At 62.4% G+C, this 19,377-nt stretch carries 15 protein-coding genes; 9 read left to right on the top strand and 6 right to left on the bottom strand.

Annotated elements, in window-relative coordinates; translation table 11 throughout:
• The first annotated feature begins 38 nt into the window (after positions 1 to 38).
• From parE to TK06_RS18175, 5 genes are all read left to right on the top strand, one after another.
• Positions 39 to 1,943, top strand: coding sequence for a DNA topoisomerase IV subunit B (parE, locus tag TK06_RS18195; RefSeq protein ID WP_063323201.1), 1,905 nt, complete (start codon positions 39 to 41; stop codon positions 1,941 to 1,943).
• Positions 1,943 to 2,929 carry an esterase-like activity of phytase family protein gene (locus tag TK06_RS18190; protein ID WP_063323200.1) on the top strand — a complete coding sequence of 329 codons (987 nt, stop codon included), beginning with the start codon at positions 1,943 to 1,945 and terminating at the stop codon, positions 2,927 to 2,929. Before parE ends, TK06_RS18190 begins: the two co-directional genes overlap by 1 nt.
• Positions 2,926 to 3,444, top strand: a complete 519-nt coding sequence (locus tag TK06_RS18185) for a retropepsin-like aspartic protease family protein (RefSeq protein WP_063323199.1) — start codon at positions 2,926 to 2,928, stop codon at positions 3,442 to 3,444. The genes TK06_RS18190 and TK06_RS18185 overlap by 4 nt, the downstream gene beginning before the upstream one ends.
• Positions 3,445 to 3,454: 10 nt before the next feature.
• Positions 3,455 to 5,719 (top strand): DNA topoisomerase IV subunit A, encoded by a 2,265-nt coding sequence (parC, locus tag TK06_RS18180; protein ID WP_063323198.1) that lies wholly within the window; start codon positions 3,455 to 3,457, stop codon positions 5,717 to 5,719.
• A 179-nt stretch (positions 5,720 to 5,898) separates the two neighbouring features.
• A complete protein-coding gene (locus TK06_RS18175; protein WP_063323197.1) occupies positions 5,899 to 6,603 on the top strand; it encodes a PqiC family protein in 705 nt (234 codons plus the stop codon).
• Positions 6,604 to 6,995: 392 nt separating this feature from the next.
• Here TK06_RS18175 and TK06_RS18170 read toward each other — a convergent pair whose 3' ends face one another.
• A complete protein-coding gene (locus TK06_RS18170; protein WP_063323196.1) occupies positions 6,996 to 8,510 on the bottom strand; it encodes an AhpA/YtjB family protein in 1,515 nt (504 codons plus the stop codon).
• Between the two features lie 133 nt (positions 8,511 to 8,643).
• On the opposite strand from TK06_RS18170, the gene serB reads away from it, so the two are divergent.
• Positions 8,644 to 9,858 carry a phosphoserine phosphatase SerB gene (gene serB, locus TK06_RS18165; RefSeq protein ID WP_003197189.1) on the top strand — a complete coding sequence of 405 codons (1,215 nt, stop codon included), beginning with the start codon at positions 8,644 to 8,646 and terminating at the stop codon, positions 9,856 to 9,858.
• Positions 9,859 to 10,028: 170 nt separating this feature from the next.
• Here serB and TK06_RS18160 read toward each other — a convergent pair whose 3' ends face one another.
• The 4 genes from TK06_RS18160 to TK06_RS18145 all read right to left on the bottom strand — a co-directional run bounded on the left by TK06_RS18160 (position 10,029) and on the right by TK06_RS18145 (position 15,259).
• Positions 10,029 to 11,789, bottom strand: coding sequence for a hypothetical protein (locus tag TK06_RS18160; RefSeq protein WP_063323195.1), 1,761 nt, complete (start codon positions 11,787 to 11,789; stop codon positions 10,029 to 10,031).
• 193 nt (positions 11,790 to 11,982) lie between these two features.
• Complete coding sequence (gene asd, locus TK06_RS18155; protein WP_063323194.1) at positions 11,983 to 12,843, bottom strand: archaetidylserine decarboxylase; 861 nt, start codon at positions 12,841 to 12,843, stop codon at positions 11,983 to 11,985.
• Positions 12,844 to 12,862: 19 nt separating this feature from the next.
• Positions 12,863 to 13,678 carry a rhodanese-like domain-containing protein gene (locus TK06_RS18150; protein WP_063323193.1) on the bottom strand — a complete coding sequence of 272 codons (816 nt, stop codon included), beginning with the start codon at positions 13,676 to 13,678 and terminating at the stop codon, positions 12,863 to 12,865.
• A gap of 42 nt (positions 13,679 to 13,720) precedes the next feature.
• Positions 13,721 to 15,259 carry an HDOD domain-containing protein gene (locus TK06_RS18145; protein ID WP_063323192.1) on the bottom strand — a complete coding sequence of 513 codons (1,539 nt, stop codon included), beginning with the start codon at positions 15,257 to 15,259 and terminating at the stop codon, positions 13,721 to 13,723.
• Between the two features lie 167 nt (positions 15,260 to 15,426).
• On the opposite strand from TK06_RS18145, the gene motA reads away from it, so the two are divergent.
• Together motA and motB are read left to right on the top strand one after the other, a co-directional pair.
• Positions 15,427 to 16,278, top strand: coding sequence for a flagellar motor stator protein MotA (gene motA, locus TK06_RS18140; protein WP_063323191.1), 852 nt, complete (start codon positions 15,427 to 15,429; stop codon positions 16,276 to 16,278).
• Positions 16,279 to 16,281: 3 nt separating this feature from the next.
• Positions 16,282 to 17,319: a flagellar motor protein MotB gene (motB, locus tag TK06_RS18135; protein WP_063323190.1), complete on the top strand. Its 1,038-nt coding sequence runs from the start codon at positions 16,282 to 16,284 to the stop codon at positions 17,317 to 17,319.
• Positions 17,320 to 17,442: 123 nt separating this feature from the next.
• Here the strand turns inward: motB and rsgA are convergent, their stop codons facing one another.
• Positions 17,443 to 18,474, bottom strand: coding sequence for a small ribosomal subunit biogenesis GTPase RsgA (gene rsgA / locus TK06_RS18130; protein ID WP_063323189.1), 1,032 nt, complete (start codon positions 18,472 to 18,474; stop codon positions 17,443 to 17,445).
• A 109-nt stretch (positions 18,475 to 18,583) separates the two neighbouring features.
• Here rsgA and orn point away from each other — a divergent pair, with 109 nt between their 5' ends.
• Positions 18,584 to 19,126, top strand: coding sequence for an oligoribonuclease (gene orn / locus TK06_RS18125; RefSeq protein WP_024780809.1), 543 nt, complete (start codon positions 18,584 to 18,586; stop codon positions 19,124 to 19,126).
• Positions 19,127 to 19,377 lie beyond the last annotated feature (251 nt).

Below are 19,377 nucleotides of genomic sequence, written 5' to 3'. Positions count from 1 at the left end.
ATCGCCCCTTTTTCACTGAACACTGACGACGAGACCCCATGGCCACTCCCAGCGCTAGCTCTTATAACGCAGACGCCATCGAAGTCCTCTCGGGCCTCGACCCGGTGCGCAAGCGCCCCGGCATGTACACCGACACCAGTCGGCCGAACCACCTCGCCCAGGAAGTCATCGACAACAGTGTCGACGAAGCCTTGGCCGGGCACGCTCGTTCGGTGCAGGTCATCCTGCACGCCGATCACTCGCTGGAAGTCAGCGACGACGGCCGCGGCATGCCGGTGGACATTCACCCCGAAGAAGGCGTGTCGGGCGTCGAGCTGATCCTGACCAAGCTCCACGCCGGCGGCAAGTTTTCCAACAAGAACTACCAATTCTCCGGCGGTTTGCACGGGGTGGGTATTTCCGTGGTCAACGCCTTGTCGACCCAGGTACGGGTGCGGGTCAAGCGTGACGGCAACGAATACCAGATGACCTTCGCCGATGGCTACAAGGCCACCGAGCTGGAAGTGGTTGGCACCGTCGGCAAGCGCAACACCGGCACCAGCGTATATTTCGCGCCGGACCCGAAATATTTCGATTCACCGAAGTTTTCTGTCAGCCGCCTCAAGCACGTGCTCAAGGCCAAGGCCGTGTTGTGCCCGGGGTTGCTGGTCAGTTTCGAGGACAAGGCTACCGGCGAGAAAGTCGAGTGGCATTACGAGGACGGTCTGCGCTCTTACCTGGTGGACGCGGTCAGCGGTTTCGAACGCCTGCCCGATGAGCCGTTCTGCGGCAGTCTGGCCGGTAACAAGGAAGCGGTGGACTGGGCTTTGTTGTGGCTGCCCGAAGGCGGCGAAAGCGTCCAGGAAAGCTACGTCAACCTGATCCCTACGGCCCAGGGCGGCACCCACGTCAACGGCTTGCGCCAGGGCTTGCTCGATGCCATGCGCGAGTTCTGCGAGTTCCGCAACTTGCTGCCCCGTGGCGTGAAGCTGGCGCCGGAAGACGTCTGGGAACGCATCGCCTTCGTGTTGTCGATGAAGATGCAGGAGCCGCAATTCTCCGGTCAGACCAAGGAACGCTTGTCGTCCCGTGAGGCGGCGGCGTTTGTTTCCGGGGTGGTCAAGGATGCGTTCAGCCTGTGGCTCAACGCCAACCCGGAAACCGGCCTGGCCCTGGCGGAGCTGGCAATCAACAACGCCGGTCGTCGTCTCAAGGCGAGCAAGAAGGTCGAGCGCAAGCGCATCACCCAGGGGCCGGCCTTGCCGGGCAAGCTCGCCGATTGCGCCGGGCAGGACCCGATGCGTTCCGAGCTGTTCCTGGTGGAAGGTGACTCTGCCGGTGGTTCGGCCAAGCAGGCGCGCGACAAGGAGTTCCAGGCGATCCTGCCGCTGCGGGGCAAGATCCTCAACACCTGGGAAGTGGACGGCAGCGAAGTGCTGGCCAGCCAGGAAGTGCATAACATCGCCGTCGCCATCGGCGTCGACCCGGGTGCCGAGGACATGAGCCAGCTGCGCTACGGCAAGATCTGCATCCTCGCCGACGCCGACTCCGACGGCCTGCACATCGCCACATTGCTCTGCGCCTTGTTCGTCCAGCATTTCCGCCCGCTGGTGGACGCCGGTCACGTCTATGTGGCGATGCCGCCGCTGTACCGCATCGACCTGGGCAAGGAGATCTACTACGCCCTCGACGAGGCCGAGCGTGACGGCATTCTGGATCGCCTGGTGGCCGAGAAGAAGCGCGGCAAGCCGCAGGTCACTCGATTCAAGGGCCTGGGCGAGATGAACCCGCCGCAACTGCGTGAAACCACCATGGATCCGAACACCCGTCGTCTGGTGCAGTTGACCCTGGATGATTTCGAGGCGACCTCGGAAATGATGGACATGCTGCTGGCGAAGAAACGCGCCGGCGACCGCAAGTCCTGGCTCGAATCCAAAGGGGACCTGGCCGAGGTGCTGGCCTGATGCGCAACGGTTTCGCCCTGGCGTTGTTGCTGTGGGCGGGGGTTGTGGTCGCCGGGCCGGCTCCGGAGCTGAAGTTGCTGTCCGAGCATGCCGTCGATGGCATGCGCGGTGGGAATCTGTCCGGGCTGGCCTTGTGCGGCAGCGACATGTGGACGGTTTCCGATCGCGACGATGACCGGATCTACCGCCTCAAGCCCGTCGATGCGCCGGTCTGGCAAGCCGAAGTGGTTGAAATCGAGGTGCCCGAGGTACCCGACAGCGGTTTGCCCTGGGGCTTGAAGTCCCGGACCTGGGCAGCGTCGTTCCTGCGTGGTGGTGAGCTGGATTTCGAAGGCATCAGTTGCGACAGTGCTGGCAATCGTTATGTGGTCAGCGAGTCTCATGCCGCGGTGTTGCAAGTGTCGCCGTCGGGAGACGCCTCCTGGTTGAAAATCGCCCCGACAATGATCCGTCAGGCCCGGGGCAGTGGCATGTTGCTGCATTTCAACGCCTTGTTCGAAGGCCTGGCGATCAACCCGGAGGGTGATCAGTTGTGGCTGGCGGCGGAGCGCGAACGTCGCGGCCTGCTGCTGATCAAGCGTCAGCAGACGGTGTGGGACTGCGATGGCAATTGCGTGTTGCTGAGCGAAGCGGGGCTGGAGATGCAACCGGCGCAATTCCCCAAGGCCAAGGCGGTTTCGCGGGACTTCGCTGATCTGTCATTGTTCAATGGCAAGCTGTTTACCCTGGACCGCAACGCCTTTCAGATCTGTCGGCGTGACCAGCAGACCGCCCAGGTGGAACGGTGTTGGTCGTTCGCCGCCGAGGCGTTGCAGGACAATCGGCGTTATTCCCAGGATTATGGGCTGGCCGAAGCGCTGGTCGTGGACGCCGAGGGCGCCTGGGTCGGCTTGGACAACAACGACGGTGCCCGCGCCGACGGCGAAACGCGGCCGATCATCTGGCGCTTCGCCGCGCCGGACGGTGGCTGGGGCGCCTCGCCATGAGTCAGCCGCCGGGCAAGCGTGCTGGCCGGGTGTTGATGATATTGGCCTGGTGCGCGGCGCTGTTCCTGGCAACGCGATTTTTTGCCCAATGGGAACAGCGCCAGCAAAACCCCAATACCCAGGTGTACTCGCAAAAAGGTGAAGGTTTTATCGAGGTGAAGCTGGTCGGCAATCAACAGGGGCATTTCGTCGCCAGCGGCCAGATCAATGGCCAGCCGGTGGATTTCATGCTCGACACGGGCGCCACCGACGTGGCGATCCCGATTGAGCTGGCCGAGCGCCTCAAGCTGGAAAAAGGTTTCGGCGTGACATTGAGTACCGCCAACGGTTTGAGCGAGGGCTATCGCACCCGCATCGACCGGCTGCAATTGGGTGACATCGTCTTGCGCGATGTGCGTGCCCTGGTGGCGCCAGGCCTGGGTGGCACGCAAGTGCTGCTGGGCATGAGCGCCCTGAACAAACTTGAATTTACCCAGCGCGACGGCACCATGCTGCTGCGCCAGACAACGAACTGATGAGGCCCGCATGAGCGACATTCTTGCAGACAGCTTAGACGGCGTAGAACGCCGATCGCTGGCTGACTTCACCGAAAATGCCTACCTCAATTACTCCATGTACGTGATCATGGACCGCGCCTTGCCGCACATTGGCGACGGTTTGAAGCCGGTTCAACGGCGGATCATCTATGCCATGAGTGAGTTGGGGCTGGACGCCGACTCCAAGCACAAGAAGTCGGCGCGTACCGTCGGTGACGTGCTCGGTAAGTTCCACCCCCACGGCGACTCGGCCTGCTATGAAGCCATGGTGCTGATGGCCCAGCCATTCAGCTATCGCTACACCCTGGTGGATGGGCAGGGCAACTGGGGTGCGCCGGACGATCCCAAGTCTTTCGCGGCCATGCGTTACACCGAGGCGCGGTTGTCGCGTTATTCCGAAGTGCTGCTCAGCGAGCTGGGCCAGGGCACCGCGGACTGGGGGCCGAATTTCGACGGCACCCTCGACGAACCCCTGGTTCTGCCAGCACGTTTGCCGAATATCCTCCTCAACGGCACCACTGGCATCGCCGTGGGCATGGCCACCGACGTGCCGCCCCACAACCTGCGGGAAGTGGCCACGGCGTGCGTGCGTCTGCTCGACGAACCGAAAGCCACGGTGGAACAGCTCTGCGAGCACATCCAGGGCCCGGACTACCCGACCGAAGCGGAAATCATCACCCCCCGTACCGACCTGCTGAAAATCTACGAGACCGGCCGTGGTTCGGTGCGCATGCGCGCCGTGTATCACGTTGAAGACGGCGACATCATTGTCACGGCGCTGCCGCATCAGGTCTCCGGGGCCAAGGTCTTGGAACAGATTGCCGCGATGATGCAGGCAAAACCGTCGAAAGCGCCGCAAGTGGCTGACTTGCGCGACGAATCCGACCACGAAAACCCATGCCGCATCGTGATCATTCCGGTCAACAGTCGAGTCGATCACGACGCGCTGATGCAGCACCTGTTCGCCAGCACCGACCTGGAGTCCAGCTACCGGGTCAACATCAACATCATCGGCCTGGACGGCAAGCCGCAGTTGAAAAACCTGCGGGCATTGCTGGTGGAGTGGCTGGAATTCCGGGTCAAGACCGTGCGCCGGCGCCTGCAATTCCGCCTGGACAAGGTCGAGCGTCGCCTGCACCTGTTGGACGGTTTGCTGATTGCCTACCTCAACCTGGATGAAGTGATCCACATTATCCGCACCGAGGAGCACCCCAAGGCCAGCCTGATCGAGCGTTTTGCCCTGAGCGAAATCCAGGCCGACTACATTCTCGACACTCGTCTGCGGCAGTTGGCGCGGTTGGAAGAGATGAAGCTGCGCGCCGAGCAGGATGAGTTGCTCAAGGAGCAGGCCAAGCTGCAAGCCCTGCTGGGCAGCGAAGCCAAGCTCAAGAAGCTGGTACGCACCGAACTGCTCAAGGACGCCGAAACCTACGGCGACGACCGTCGCTCGCCAATCGTCGAGCGTGCCGAAGCCAAGGCGCTGAGCGAGCACGATCTTCTGCCAAACGAGAAAGTGACCGTCGTGCTGTCAGAAAAAGGTTGGGTGCGCTCCGCCAAGGGTCATGATATTGACGCGACGGGGCTTTCCTACAAGGCCGGGGACGGCTTCAAGGCCCTGGCGGCCGGACGTTCCAACCAGTTTGCGGTATTCGTCGACTCCACCGGGCGCAGCTATTCGGTGCCAGCCCACACCCTGCCGTCGGCTCGTGGTCAGGGCGAACCGCTGACCGGTCGTTTAACGCCACCGCCGGGTGCAACTTTTGAATGCGTGCTGATGCCTGATGATGAAGGACTGTACGTAATTGCATCGGACGCGGGTTACGGGTTCGTGGTCAAGGGCGAGGATCTGCAAGCCAAGAACAAGGCGGGCAAGGCGTTGTTGAGCCTGCCGAACAACGCCAAGGTGATTGCGCCACGGCCGGTGGCCGATCGGGAGAGCAACTGGCTGGCGTCGGTCACTACCGAAGGCCGGTTGCTGGTGTTCAAGATCAGCGACCTGCCGCAGCTGGGTAAAGGCAAGGGCAACAAGATTATTGGTATTTCCGGCGAACGGGTCGCCAGCCGTGAGGAATATGTCACGGATATTGCAGTGTTGCCGGAAGGCGCCACGCTTGTGCTACAGGCAGGCAAGCGCACGCTTTCGTTGAAGGCTGACGATCTTGAGCATTACAAGGGTGAACGTGGTCGGCGGGGCAACAAGCTTCCAAGGGGATTTCAGCGAGTCGATGCGCTGCTCGTCGAAAACCTCAATTAGGCGTGCTAGAGGGCTCGGTCTGCGATTAAATGCCGCAGATCGATACTTTCGCGCTGGAGTCGGCGCGCATATTCACGGATGATAGGCCCTTTCAAGCGCCGGCGTGGCCGAGCGTTCTTCATAATGACCGAGTATTTTTTCATTGTGGTAAGCCTTGTGGCTGCCACCTGGACGGAACGATGACTGCTCTGCGCCTCCCTATTTTGTGGCTCGCCGGCCTGCTTGGCCTGGCGGGCTGCAGCATGAACCAGCCGGTGTCGCTGTACCAACTGGACAGCGGAACCCCGGCCCAGCCTGCGCAAAGCACAGGCATGGCAGTATTGCTGGGGCCGGTCCTGATCGCCGACTACCTGCAACGTGAAACCTTATTGCAACGCCAACCGGACGGCAGCCTGCAGGCCGCCACTGACGGTCGTTGGGCTGGCAGCCTGTCTTCTGACATCGATCAGTTGCTGCTGCGCCAGGTCGCCGGGCATCTGGACAGCCAGCGTGTGGTGCTGGCACCCGCGACCCAAGGCTTCACCCCGGATGTACAGGTGCTGCTGTCGATTACCCGCCTGGACTCGGGTAAAGCCCAGCCGGCTGTGCTCGATGCCCAATGGCGATTGATCGACCGTCGTGGCAAGGTGCGTGAAAACCGCATCGTTCATCTGCAAGAGCAACATGCCGGCAGCACCGCGGCACAGGTCCAGGCCCAGGGCGTGCTCCTGCAACGCCTGGCCGAACAGCTGTCCGTGTCGCTCAAGCCCCTGGCCAACCAGCCACCTATTGCAGAAGTCCCACGCAAGGCCGCTCCTGCCCCGGCCAAGCCGGTAGAAAAGGACAAGGACAAGATCCCCATGGCCTTGCCGATTCGTACGGACATGGAAGTGTTCAGGTTCTGACGGTTGGACCGGATATACGACAAAGCCCGCATTGATGCGGGCTTTGTCGTTTCTGCCGGTTGGATCTCTGGGGCCTGGGCCGGCCCTATCGCGAGCAAGCTCGCTCCACACTGGGTCTGAGGCTTGCAGGCATCTCCCTGTGTGTGAGCCTGCTCGCGACGGTGGCGCTGAAGGCAACAGGCAGGCCCACGGCTTTCCTCAGGACCGCGGTTTTGGGGCCGCTTCGCGGCCCAGCGGGAGCAAGCTCCCTCGCCACAGGTTCAGTGATGTCTTGGATCTTTGCAGAGATCCACTGTGGGAGCGAGCTTGCTCGCGATGGCGACGCTGAAGGCAACAAAAAAGCCCGCAGACCATCACTCATCTGCGGGCTTCGTCATTTCACGTCCTGAGCGTCAGGCCTGGCGTTCATGCATCCGCGCCAACTGCCGCTCCAGCATCGATGGATAAGGCTCCATCAAGCGTTCCACGCAGCATGCGCCTTCGGGGCTGGCGATGGGGCGGATACGGGCGCGCTGGCGGATCAGGGCGTCGTCGTTGATCTTGCGCTCCACCAGCAGCAGGTTGCGGCTGTGTTGCGAGAGTGCCAGGGCGTCCTGGGCGGTTTCGGTCAGCAGCAGGTCGATCTGGCTCAGGCCAAACAAGCCATCGCCCAGGGTCAGGCCCAATTGCAGTTGCAGGGTGATGCCGCTGTCGGCGACTTCGATCTGCAACTGGTGGCCCAAGGCGCGCAGCAACTCACCGCAGCAAATGGCGTTGGTCAGGTAGTCGTCACCGCTGTCTTCGGTGTGAAACAGCATCAGCGTGCTGCCATCGTTCAGGGTGTGCAGTTCGCCCTGATAGAGCGATGCGGCCTGGTCGAGGCAGTCGCGGTAGCGCTCGAGCAATTCCTTCAGGCGTGCCTGGGGCAGGCGGCGCAGTTGGTCCTGGGCGCCCAGTTGCACGGCCAGTACGGCACTGTGTTGGGGCAGGTTCGAAGCCACAGGCTTGACGACCGACCGGGGCGCCCCGTCGACCGACTCGTCACGCAGCTCGGCGAAGGCGTCGTCGTCCTCCTCGTCCTCTACCGTGCGTACCACGTGGCGTGGCGCCGGTTTGGAGGTCGGCATCGGCGGGCTTTCGTCGAAACCCGGGTCGCGCAGGTTGCGCACTTCGAAGCCCGGCTCGGCCTCGTCGTCCATGTAGTCGATGTCTTCAGGTTCCGGCACGGGCTCAGGTTCCGGCGCGAAGCTGGCGTGCAGTTGCCGGGCCAGGTCGCCGATTTCGTCCTGGCGCTGGGTGGCCGGCGTGTGTTCGTCGATGTCCCGCAGCCAGACGCGCAATTGCAGCAACGGCGTGGAGATGTGCCGGCCCAGGCGCAGGCTCAGGGCCAAAGCCAGCGCCAGCAGGATCGCGCTGAGGATGCCCATGCTTTGCAGGCTGATGGTCATCGGCTGCTGGAACTGGTCCATGTCCAGGCTGATGCGCAGTTGCCCGGCGGTCACGTCCTGGAAGGTGATCTTGCTCTGGTACATGCCGCCGGACTCGCCCAGCAGGCCGGGCTTGGGACGCTGGCCGGCCTCGGCGAGGATGCGGTTGTCCACGCTGTAGATGGCGGCGTGGGCCACCAGCTTGTTCTTGGTCAGGTTGTTGAGCAGCACGTTGAGGCTGAGGATGTCGTTGGACACCAGCAGCTCGGTGGCGGACGTGGCGGTCTGGGTGGTCAGGCTTTCACCCAGGGCGTCGGCCTGCTCGTGCATCGCCTGCTTGAATTGCAAACCCATCACGCAGGCATAGATGACCAGGGCCAGGGCGACCAGGATCACGTTATGGCTGGCAATGCGCAATGCAATCGGCACACGACGGTGGCGCAGTGCACGGAAGATCAGCAGGAAGAAGTTGTCGGTTTTGACTGGCGTGGGCCGGTTCACTGAGCTCGGCTCTTTGTCCGTGAAATTGACGCGCAGTATAGCGACAGCCCCATGACCGGCAAAGCACTGGCGGTGCCCGATGGTCACTGAATGTGGGTAGAATGCGGTTTTTTTCCACCTGCGGGGGTGCGCCTTGCGCGAAATCGTCCTGATAAACATCACTGGCAGCGACCGTCCGGGTCTGACTGCGGCCATTACCGGCGTTCTGGCCCAGGGTGGTGTGAACATTCTCGACATCGGTCAGGCGGTGATCCACGACACACTGTCGTTCGGCATCCTGGTTGAAATCCCGGACGCCGAACAAGGCAAGTCGGTGCTCAAGGACATCCTGTTCACCGCCTACAAGCTCGACCAACAGGTGCGTTTCACCCCGGTGTCCGAGGACGATTACCGGCATTGGGTGGCCGGCCAGGGCAAGAAACGCCACATCGTCACTTTGTTGACCCGCAAGGTTACCGCCGAGCAATTGCAGCGCGTCAGTTCGATCACCGCCAAATATGACCTGAACATCGATCACATCGACCGACTGTCCGGGCGCATGCCGCTGGATACCCCGGACGACAAGGGCAAGGGCTGCATCGAGTTTTCGGTGCGCGGCGAGCCGGCCGACCCCCAGGCGTTGCGTGCCGAGTTCCTCAGCGTGGCCCAGGAACTGAACGTCGACATCGCCTTCCAGGAAGATTCGCTGTTCCGCCGCAACCGCCGCCTGGCGGTGTTCGACATGGACTCGACGCTGATCGAAGCCGAAGTCATCGACGAACTGGCCAAGGCGGCCGGCGTGGGCGACAAGGTCTCAGCCATTACCGAGCGGGCCATGGCTGGCGAATTGGACTTTCGCGCCAGCTTCAAGGAGCGCCTGGCGCTGCTCAAGGGCCTGGACGTCAGCGTGCTGGACTCAATCGGCGCTTCCTTGCGCCTGACCGAAGGCGCCGAAACGCTGTTCGCCGAACTCAAGCGCCTGGGCTACAAGACCGCCATCCTGTCCGGCGGCTTCACCTACTTCGCCAAGCAGTTGCAGGCCAAGCTCGGCATCGACTACGTGTTCGCCAACGAACTGGAAGTGGTGGATGGCAAAGTGACCGGCGTGGCCGTCGAGCCGATCGTCGATGCCCAGCGCAAGGCGGACCTGCTGCGTGAACTGGCTGAAAAAGAAGGCCTGCGCCTGGAGCAGACCATCGCTGTGGGTGACGGTGCCAACGACTTGCCGATGCTGGCGATAGCGGGCCTGGGCGTGGCGTTCCGCGCCAAGCCGCTGGTCAAGCAGTCGGCCAGGCAGGCAATTTCCACCCTGGGGCTGGATGGGGTGTTGTACCTGTTGGGCTTCAGGGATCGTGACGGGCAGCTCTGAGCCATACCCCTTTGGGGAGTGAAATACCCCTGTGGCGAGGGAGCTTGCTCCCGCTGGCCTGCGCAGCAGGCCCGATGCGGTCAACCTGACACACCTGGGTGTCAGGTTTTAGGGCCGCTTCGCGCCCCAGCGGGAGCAAGCTCCCTCGCCACAGAGGGTGTGTGTTCGGCCTAGAGCGATTTCCACAACGAATCAAAATTCCCTTCCTGGTCGCCGCCATCCCCGGTTTCGGTTGAGTCTTCCGAGTGATAGGAAAACTGGTTGAAACTGTGGGTGCTGGTCACCCGGCGGTCCAAGCCGGCGCGGCGTTCCTGTCCATTGGTGTTGATCAACACTTGCTGGCCCTCCTGGAAAGGCAGGCGGGGGGCGATCATGGTCGGGGGCAGGTCAATGGCACTGATCTCGGGAAGCAACAGCCCGCGTAGGTAGTGACCGTGCTCGTTTTCTTCCCGGACCAGTTGCAGCCCGCAAGGCTGGGCATGCGGTGCCACCAGTTCGATGCCCATTTGCATGGCGCCGTTGCGCACTTGTCGGATCCAACGCACCACGGCAACGCTCCAGGCTTGGTCGCTGCTGTCCCGAATGCCGATCATTTCTCCCGCTTGCAGCTGTTCCGGTACTTCCTTGGGCCAGCCGAGGCAGTAGCCGCCGGGGCTGTGGTTGATGATCGGCAGGTCGTAGGTGGGGAAGTGATGCTGGTTGTCGGAGTGGCTGCCGTCATCATCGCTCGGGTTGACCGGGTACTCGATTTCTTCATAGGGCAGCAGGTCGCTGTCGCCGGCGGGGGCGGCGTCGAAGGCCTGGCCCCAGGTGTCGTTTGTCTTGCTTGATGAGGCTTCGAAGCGGGCCTTGCGGGTGGTGGGGCTATTCAGTATTTCGTTGAAAGAGCGCTCGCCGCCGAGGTAGTAGTGCAGCGCACTCATGCCCACGCACAGTGTCAGCGTGCCATTGCCCTCGGTGCGCTGGAAACTGCGTTCCGCTGCTTCGCCCCAGGCGGCTTGCAGGTGATGCAAGGTATCGACGCTCATGCCGCCCGGTACCGGCAGGCTTTGCTCGGCAGGTTCTTCCAGGTGCGTGGCGATTGCGCGCACCAGGGGCTGTGGGTCGAAGCCCTGCAAGGTGGGCTGTTGTTCGGCTCGGAACTTGGAGCGGTAGCGTGGCCCGACATCCAGTTGCGGAGCGACCGCGAACAGGCTGGCAGTGCTGCTGGCGGGATCCAGCTTGACCCACTGGCTCCAGGCTTCGAGCACTTCGGTCAGCCGCCCGATCTGGCTCTGGCGCAACTGATTGCTGCGTGACGCTCCCAGCAACAGGGCAACGACATAGGTCTGTTCGGGGGTCAGTTGATGAACCTGACTGGCCAGTTCGTCACTCACGCTCAGGTGCTGCAACCGGTGCAGGCAGGCGATCCGATGCAACTGATGCAAATCGAGCCACAGCCCTTCAGGCACGGGGCTGTATAGCTGACTGGCACGCAGCAGCGGACCATTGAGGGCATGCATCGCCCGTTGTAGCGCGGTGCTCAGCAGGCGGGCTCGGTCCTTGGTGTATTTCGACGCGATACGCGCCACGACCTGTTTGTAGCCCATCGCCAGCTGGGTTTGCAGTGCCTGGCACAGGTTGACGATCTTGCGCGAGCGCTCATCCAGCACGATGGCCTGTTGCAGGAAGTGCCGCTCCAGGTGCTTGCAGACGTAATACACCTCGGGCCGCAGCAGCTCGAGCAGTTGCAGGCGATTGTCGCTGGGCGTGAGCAGTTGGTTGAGTTCGCCAAGGGCTTGGTACAAAAGGCGGGCTGTTTCGCCGATGTTGGCCTTGGGCAGGTTGGCGATCCAGCGCTTGAGGTCCCGTGGCGTAGCATCGCAGAACGACAGACGTGATTGTGTCGGGGTCAGGACGCGCAATAGCTGGAGAGGGCTGGTCTCATTCATGCCGTGTACGGGCTCCGGCGGGAAATAAACGTGATGTTTCCAACTCTAGCAGTTGTAGTCGAAGGAGGTGTGCTATCTATGCTGGATGCCCTGTGGGAGCGAGCTTGCTCGCGATGAGGCCAGGTCAGTCGCCATCAAGGTGGCTGTTGCATCGCCATCGCGAGTAAGCTCGCTCCCACATTTGCTCTTTTACTCAGTCTTTGGGCAGCGCCAGGCCCTGGCCCATCTGCACTGGCGATCCGGCCACCAGGCCTTCGGCCCATTTCACCTGGTCCGGCCCGAACAGCACGATGGCCGTCGAACCCAGCTTGAAGCGGCCCAGTTCGGCGCCTTTTTCCAGATGAATCGGCGCGCGGGCGGCTTCGTCATAACGGAAGGTTTTCAGCTGGCGCTTGGGCGGCGTCACCAGCCCGGCCCAGACGGTTTCGATTGACGCCACGATCATCGCGCCCACCAGCACCACGGCCATCGGCCCGCGTTCGGTGTCGAAAATGCACGCCACGCGCTCGTTGCGGGCGAACAGCTCCGGAACGTTTTCGGCGGTGGTCTGGTTGACCGAGAAAATCCGCCCAGGGATGTAGACCATCTCCCGCAGGGTGCCGGCCAGTGGCATGTGCACGCGGTGATAGTCCTTGGGGGACAGGTAGATGGTGGCGAAATCGCCGCCCATGAACGGCGCCGCGTTGGCCCCATCACCGCCCAGCAGTTCCAGCACGCTGAAGCTGTGGCCCTTGGCCTGGAAGACCCGGCCGTGCTCGATCGGGCCAAGCTGGCTGACGGCACCGTCGGCGGGGCTGAGGATCGCACCCGGGGTGTCGTCCAGCGGGCGTGCACCGTCTTTCAGGGCGCGGGTGAAGAAGGCGTTGAAGTGCTCGTAGGCAGTCAGGTCTTCCACCAGTGCCTGGGACATGTCCACTTGGTAGCGCTTGGCAAACCAAGCGGTGAAGGCGTTCTTGAACCAGCGCACGCGGCATTCGGCAATGCAGCCGGCCAGCCGCGACAGCAGATGGTGGGGCAACAGGTACTGAGAGAGGATGAACAAACGGTTTTTCATTAACTGTCCTTAAGAACCTTCAGAGCTCGATAGGGGTGTCGGGGTGGTTGCCCCATTCGCCCCAGGAACCGGCATAGCCTTTGACCCGCGGATAACCGAGTGCCTTGGCCACCAGGTAGGTGAAGCCAGAGCGGTGGTGAGTCTGGCAGTGGGTGATGATTTCCTTGTCGGGCGTGATGCCCAATTGTTTGAGGATCTGCGGCATGTCCTTGCGAATGCGCAGGTTGCGCGCCGGGTCCATGCCGGCCGTCCATTCGAAATTGACCGCACCGGGAATGTGTCCGCCTCGGGCTGCAACCACTTTCTCGCCGGAATACTCCAGCGGGCCGCGAGCGTCCCAGATCGCCAGGTCGGCAGCACCGAGACGGCTTTGCAGGTACTCACGGGTGGCGGTGGGCGCTTCATGCAGTGTCAGGCTGACCGGGCCTGCGACGGGCACAGGCACGTCGACGGACACCGGCAGGCCTTCGTCCAGCCACGACAGCAAGCCGCCGTCGAGGTAGTGATAGTTGGAGTGACCGATCACGTCCAGCAGCCAGATAAACCGCCCGGCCCAGCCGCCGCCTTCATCGTCGTAGACTACGTAGACCGCGTCCGGGTTGTGCCCGAGCTCGCCGAACAGGGCTTCGAGGTCGGCTTTGGCCGGCAGCAGGCCTGGCGCCGGCGGTTGACCCAGCTGGGTACGCTTGGGGTCGACGAAGCGTGCGCCAGGGATATGGCCGGTGCTGTAGCGGGCGGCGCTGGTCAGGTCCACCAGAATCAGTTCGCGGGCGTCGAGGCGCGGCAGCAGCTCGTTCGGCTCGATCACCAACGGCAAGCCAGAGAAGTCAGGCATGTGAGGTCTCCAGGGGCGCAAAGGGAAAAGATTGTAGCAAGTTCAGCGGCCGCGGTTGGTAAAGGTATGCAGGGCCCTTTCGATGCATTGCACGGTTTTGCCGAAGGCTTGTACGGTCACGTCCGAGAACGGCCCGCCGCCCTGGTCCACCACCACCAGCATGATCACCCGGCCATTGCAGGTCAGCGAGCGCAGCAGCAGGTGCTCCCCACGGAACAGGCTGCGCAGGCCCGGTGGCAGCAGCGCCGAAAACTGCGCGTTGTTGTCCGGGGTCAGGCGAACCTGGGCCTGCTGAGCCAGCAATCGTTGCACTATTTTGCTCTGGCTGATGGTAAAGCTCATGGCCGCGGCTTCTTTGGGCAGGCCGGCGGTCTGGTGTACGCGCACACTGGTCTGGTTGCGGTCGGCCATCAGGATCATCACCCGGCGCATGCCACAGGCCACCAACACGTCCCGTGCCGAGGTGGTCAGGTGCATGGCATTGCTGAAGGGGCTCGGTTCCACCAGCAGCGCGGAGCATTGCTTGCGCCACTGGCTCAGGTCCTCGGCGCTGGGTGGTGGGGGCGCTAGCAAACCGGGGTGGATGCGACGGCTGCCCCAGGGCCAGAGCAACGCCACGGCCGGATGCCAGAGGTCTGGCATGGCGTCATGACGGGCGCTGGTAACGGCTTGTTGGTGCAGTTGTTGCTGGACCTCATCCATCGGCATCTGCAGGTACAAACTGGTGAGGTATTGCCAGCGGGCACTGTGGGGGCCGTCCCAGGCCTGTTGCGCTGAAAGTGCCAGGCCGTTGGCCAGCAACACGGTATTGGCCGGTTGATTGAGCCAGCGCCGCAGGGTTGGGTCGTCGTCCAGGCGATTCTGCTGGCGCAGCGGGTGCTCGCTGTCCCGGGCGATGCGCAGGACCTGCACCAGCTCGCGGCGTTCATTGAGCAGCAGGCGATAACCTTGCATCACCCAGATCGGCAAGCGCCAGACCTCCACCAGCGCCAGGCAGATTTTCAGCAGGCTGACGCCGAACAATTCGCGCTCTACCTTGCGCGCGGGTTCGCGTTTGTGGACGACCCGCAATTCCCACTCCCCCAGCAATCGCGGGTGAGTCAAGGCCAATGGCCAGAGCGGCGAGAGAAACAGCAGGCTGCCCCAGTGAATGTCCTGCCACAGCCGCGCCAGGCGGCTGGCAAAAAAGCCATTGGCCTGTTGCGTGGCGTGTTGGCTGATCAATTGCAGCTGGCGCAAGGCGATGGGGATTTCGTGCCCTGGCAACGACGGTAAGCGAGCGAGCAGTTCTTCGGTACGCTTGAGGCCGAGGCGGTTGATGGCCACTTCGAGATTTTCCGCAGGTTCCGCAAGGCTGCCATGGGTGTGATAGTTGGCCTCGCGGATGACGCTCAGGGCCAGGGCGGGGCTGTCCTGCATCAATTCGGCGATGTCACGTAACGAGCGGCGACTGTCGGCAATGGCCTTGCAGACCAGGTCATGGCTGGCCTGGGGCACCGGCAGGTGCACGCCATCGAGCAGCTTGACCCAGCCTTCGAGGGTGGTCGGTCGTGGAGTTGGAACCTTCGTTTCGTTAGCCATGGTTGGACGTGATCATCGCAAAGGGTATCTACGCCCGGAACGGGGCAAAATTGGCTTTTCGCCGGAACTGACTATAGTCTGGCGCAGTTTTGCCGATAAGTAGAAGAAGAGATTTTTCAGCTTCCGAATATGACCTTGAACCCGACTTAAATAAGTACTTTCTATCTATGGCTAAAATTATCGGCATCATTGTCGTGTTCGCGAGCGTACTCGGCGGATACGTGCTCTCCCATGGCAAGATTGCGGCCCTGGTCCAACCCTTCGAGGTGTTGATCATCGGTGGCGCCGCCCTCGGTGCATTTCTGCAGGCCAACCCTGGCTATATGACGATGCACGTGCTCAAGAAATCCCTGGGCATGTTCAGTTCGCGCTTTAGCCACACCTTCTACCTCGAGGTGCTGGGGCTGATCTATGAGATCCTCAACAAGAGCCGCCGCGAAGGCATGATGGCGATCGAAGGCGACATCGAAGACGCCGCCGCCAGCCCGATTTTCGCCAAGTACCCGGCTGTGCTCAAGGACGCCCGCATGACGGCGTTCATCTGCGATTACCTGCGCATCATGTCGTCCGGCAACATGGCGCCCCATGAGCTCGAAGGCCTGTTCGACATGGAGTTGTACAGCCTCAAGGAAGACCTGGAGCACCCCTCCCACGCGGTCAACGGCATCGCCGACGGCATGCCTGGCTTCGGTATCGTCGCGGCGGTATTGGGGATTGTGGTGACCATGGCGTCCCTGGGCGATGGCGACCAGAAATCCATCGGCCTGCACGTGGGTGCGGCACTGGTGGGTACCTTCTTCGGTATTTTGGCCGCGTACGGTTTCTTCGGTCCGCTGGCCCATTCCCTGGCCCATGATGCCAAGGAAGAGCTCAACGTCTATGAAGCCATCAAGGCGTCCCTGGTGGCTTCGGCCTCGGGCATGCCGCCATCGTTGGCGGTGGAGTTCGGTCGCAAGGTCCTGTACCCGGCGCACCGTCCAAGCTTCGCCGAGCTGGAACAAGCGGTTCGCGGTCGCTAACTCATGGAAAATAACCAGCCGATCATCGTCAAGCGCGTCAAGCGCATTGCCGGCGGGCACCATGGCGGTGCTTGGAAAATTGCCTTCGCCGACTTCGCAACGGCGATGATGGCGTTCTTTCTGGTGCTGTGGTTGCTGTCCACGGCGACCCCGGAACAGAAGATCGCCATCGCCGGTTACTTCAAGGACCCGGTCGGCTTTTCCGAAAGCGGCACGCCCTACATCATCGACCTGGGTGGTTCACCGACCCTGGCCCCGGAAAACACACTCAACCCCGAGGTCAAGTCCCAGCCCCAGCCTGACAAGGTGACGGTGGACTCCGAGCAGGTCGAAGGGATGGCCGAGCAGATCGAGCGCGAACGCCTGGAATTGTTGCTGCAAGAGTTGCAGAACAAGGTCGAAGAGAACCCGCAACTGCAGAAATTCAAGGACCAGATCCTGTTCGAAATCACGCCGAACGGCTTGCGCATCCAGATCATGGACGCCGAGAACCGGCCGATGTTCGATTCCGGCAGCGCGCGCCTGAAGCCTTATTTCGAAGACATTTTGCTGGCCATGGCCGACACCATCAAAGCGGTGCCGAACAAAATCAGCATCAGCGGTCATACCGATGCCAAGCCCTACGTTGGCAAAGGAGACTTCGGTAACTGGGAGCTTTCCGCCAACCGCGCCAACGCGGCCCGTCGCGCCTTGGTGGCCGGCAGTTATCCGGACGAGCAGGTGGCGCGGGTGGTCGGTTATGCGTCCTCGGCGTTGTTCGATCGCAAGGACCCGTTCAACCCGGTCAACCGACGTATCGATATCGTGGTGTTGACCAGGAAGGCCCAGCAAGCCATCGAAGGTTCGCAAACCGACGATCCGCCGCTGGATCCGGCCCAGGGGCAGGGCGCACCGGGTGAAGCACCGACGACGCCTGGCGCGGCGGCTGATCCGAACGCCTTGCCGGCGGACCAGCAACCCGTGCCGGCCCATGAGCTGCGCGAGCGTCTGAACCTGTTCGACGACGCTGCGCCGAAACCGGCCGAGCCGCCGGCGCAGTGATCCATAAAAAAGCCGACATCATTGTCGGCTTTTTTATGAGGCGCTGTTCACCTGAGGCGTGCTTGCCTTTGTGGCGAGGGAGCAAGCTCCCTCGCCACAATGGTGTCCGGCTCACATTCCGGGTCAGTAACTGCTTTCCGGCAAGCTGGCGATGATCGAGCGGTAGCTGTTCATCCGTTGCTGATGCACGCGACCTTCTTCCAGCGCCTTGAGCAGCGCGCAACCAGGTTCGCGGTCGTGCTTGCAGTCGCGGAAGCGGCAGGTGCCGATCAGGTCATTGAATTCGATGAACCCGGCCTCGACATCGGCCCGGCTGACGTGGCCCAGGCCGAATTCACGGATGCCCGGCGAGTCGATCAATTCACCGCCGCCGGGGAAGTGGAACAACCGCGCGGTGGTGGTGGTGTGGGTGCCCTGGCCGGACAGCTCGGACAGCGGCCCGACGCGAGTCTCGACGTCTGGCAGCAGGCTGTTGACCAGCGATGACTTGCCCACGCCAGACTGGCCGACGAACACACTGATGCGCCCGTCCAGTTGCTGTTGCAATTGCTCCATGCCGTTGCCGTGATGGGCCGAGACTTCCAGCACCGGATAACCCAGATCCCGATAGACCGACAGCAGGGCGTTCAGCGCCGGGGCGTTGTGCTCGTCGATCAGGTCGAATTTGTTGAGCAGCAACAACGGGCGGATGCCGGCGTGTTCGGCGGCCACCAGATAACGGTCGATCAGGTTGGCGTGGGGCTCGGGCAGGGGCGCGAACACAATGACGATCATGTCGACGTTGGCCGCTACCGGCTTGAGCTGACCACGGCTGTCCGGACGGCACAGCTCGGTGTGGCGCGGCAATTGCGCCACGATCACACCGATGCCCTGGTTGCCGGCACGCCAGACGACTTGGTCGCCCGTGACCAGGGCCGGCAGGTTGGCGCGCAAGTGACAACGGAACACTTGGCCGGCCAGCTCGCCTTCCCGGGCCTCGACCTCGACCTGCACACCGAAGTGGGCGATCACCAGGCCGGTCTGTTCCGGGCCCAGGTCGCCACCTTCCAAGGCTTCGACAGCACTGGACTCGCGTTTGGCGGCGCGGGCGGCGCGCTCGCCCTGGATCTTTTCGATGCGCCAGTTCTGACGACGATTGAGTTGGCGTTTGGCCATGGGTGTTCCGTATGAAGAAATGCAGCGAATAGGGTAAAACGGCCGCGAGTTTAGCACGCCCAAGGGCCGGCCTAAGCTAAACTGCGCAGCTACGCCGAGGAGCTCCCCTATGCAAAACCCGCAGAACCTGATCTGGATCGACCTGGAAATGACCGGTCTGAACCCCGACACCGATGTCATCATCGAAATGGCCACCATCGTCACCGACAGCGACCTCAACACCCTGGCCGAAGGCCCGGTGATCGCGATCCACCACAGCGACGAGATCCTGGCCGGCATGGATGAATGGAACACCCGCCAGCACGGCGGCTCGGGCCTGACCCAGCGGGTACGCGAGAGCAAGATCAGCATGGCTGAGGCCGAAGCCCAGACCATCGCCTTCCTGGAGCAGTGGGTGCCCAAGGGCAAGTCGCCGATCTGCGGCAACAGCATCTGCCAGGACCGTCGCTTCCTTTATACCCACATGAAATCCCTGGAAAGCTATTTCCACTACCGCAACCTGGACGTCTCCACCCTCAAGGAACTGGCCGCCCGTTGGGCTCCAGAAGTGCGTGACAGCTTCCAGAAGGGCGGCAGCCACCTGGCCCTGGACGACATCCGCGAGTCCATCGCCGAGTTGCAGCATTACCGCAAGCATTTCATCAAGTTCTAACCGGCACCCGGCGACCGGCGAGATTGCTTTTGTGGCGAGGGAGCTTGCTCCCGCTGGCCTGCGCAGCAGGCCCCAACCGTCCTTCAGGTAGACCGCATTGTCCGCTTTGCGACTGCTGCGCAGCCGAGCGGGAGCAAGCTCCCTCGCCACAGGGATCTGGTTGGACTGTGGGCTGGGTATTTTAGGCAGGGATCGTTGCCTTGCCCTCTTTTGGTGCCTGCCCGAAATGGCTAGACTGCGCGCCTTCCTGC

Origin of the sequence: Pseudomonas fluorescens, from assembly GCF_001623525.1 — a bacterium.
In the GTDB taxonomy this organism is placed as follows: domain Bacteria; phylum Pseudomonadota; class Gammaproteobacteria; order Pseudomonadales; family Pseudomonadaceae; genus Aquipseudomonas; species Aquipseudomonas fluorescens_Q.
Note: the sequence above shows the minus strand (reverse complement) of the source record. Positions and strands in the feature narration are given on the sequence as shown.

Coding starts and splice junctions, on each gene's coding strand:
- parE (WP_063323201.1), top strand. CDS start 39: ATGGCCACTCCCAGCGCTAGCTCTTATAACGCAGACGCCATCGAAGTC.
- TK06_RS18190 (WP_063323200.1), top strand. CDS start 1,943: ATGCGCAACGGTTTCGCCCTGGCGTTGTTGCTGTGGGCGGGGGTTGTG.
- TK06_RS18185 (WP_063323199.1), top strand. CDS start 2,926: ATGAGTCAGCCGCCGGGCAAGCGTGCTGGCCGGGTGTTGATGATATTG.
- parC (WP_063323198.1), top strand. CDS start 3,455: ATGAGCGACATTCTTGCAGACAGCTTAGACGGCGTAGAACGCCGATCG.
- TK06_RS18175 (WP_063323197.1), top strand. CDS start 5,899: ATGACTGCTCTGCGCCTCCCTATTTTGTGGCTCGCCGGCCTGCTTGGC.
- TK06_RS18160 (WP_063323195.1), bottom strand. CDS start 11,789: ATGAATGAGACCAGCCCTCTCCAGCTATTGCGCGTCCTGACCCCGACA.
- asd (WP_063323194.1), bottom strand. CDS start 12,843: ATGAAAAACCGTTTGTTCATCCTCTCTCAGTACCTGTTGCCCCACCAT.
- TK06_RS18150 (WP_063323193.1), bottom strand. CDS start 13,678: ATGCCTGACTTCTCTGGCTTGCCGTTGGTGATCGAGCCGAACGAGCTG.
- TK06_RS18145 (WP_063323192.1), bottom strand. CDS start 15,259: ATGGCTAACGAAACGAAGGTTCCAACTCCACGACCGACCACCCTCGAA.
- motA (WP_063323191.1), top strand. CDS start 15,427: ATGGCTAAAATTATCGGCATCATTGTCGTGTTCGCGAGCGTACTCGGC.
- motB (WP_063323190.1), top strand. CDS start 16,282: ATGGAAAATAACCAGCCGATCATCGTCAAGCGCGTCAAGCGCATTGCC.
- rsgA (WP_063323189.1), bottom strand. CDS start 18,474: ATGGCCAAACGCCAACTCAATCGTCGTCAGAACTGGCGCATCGAAAAG.
- orn (WP_024780809.1), top strand. CDS start 18,584: ATGCAAAACCCGCAGAACCTGATCTGGATCGACCTGGAAATGACCGGT.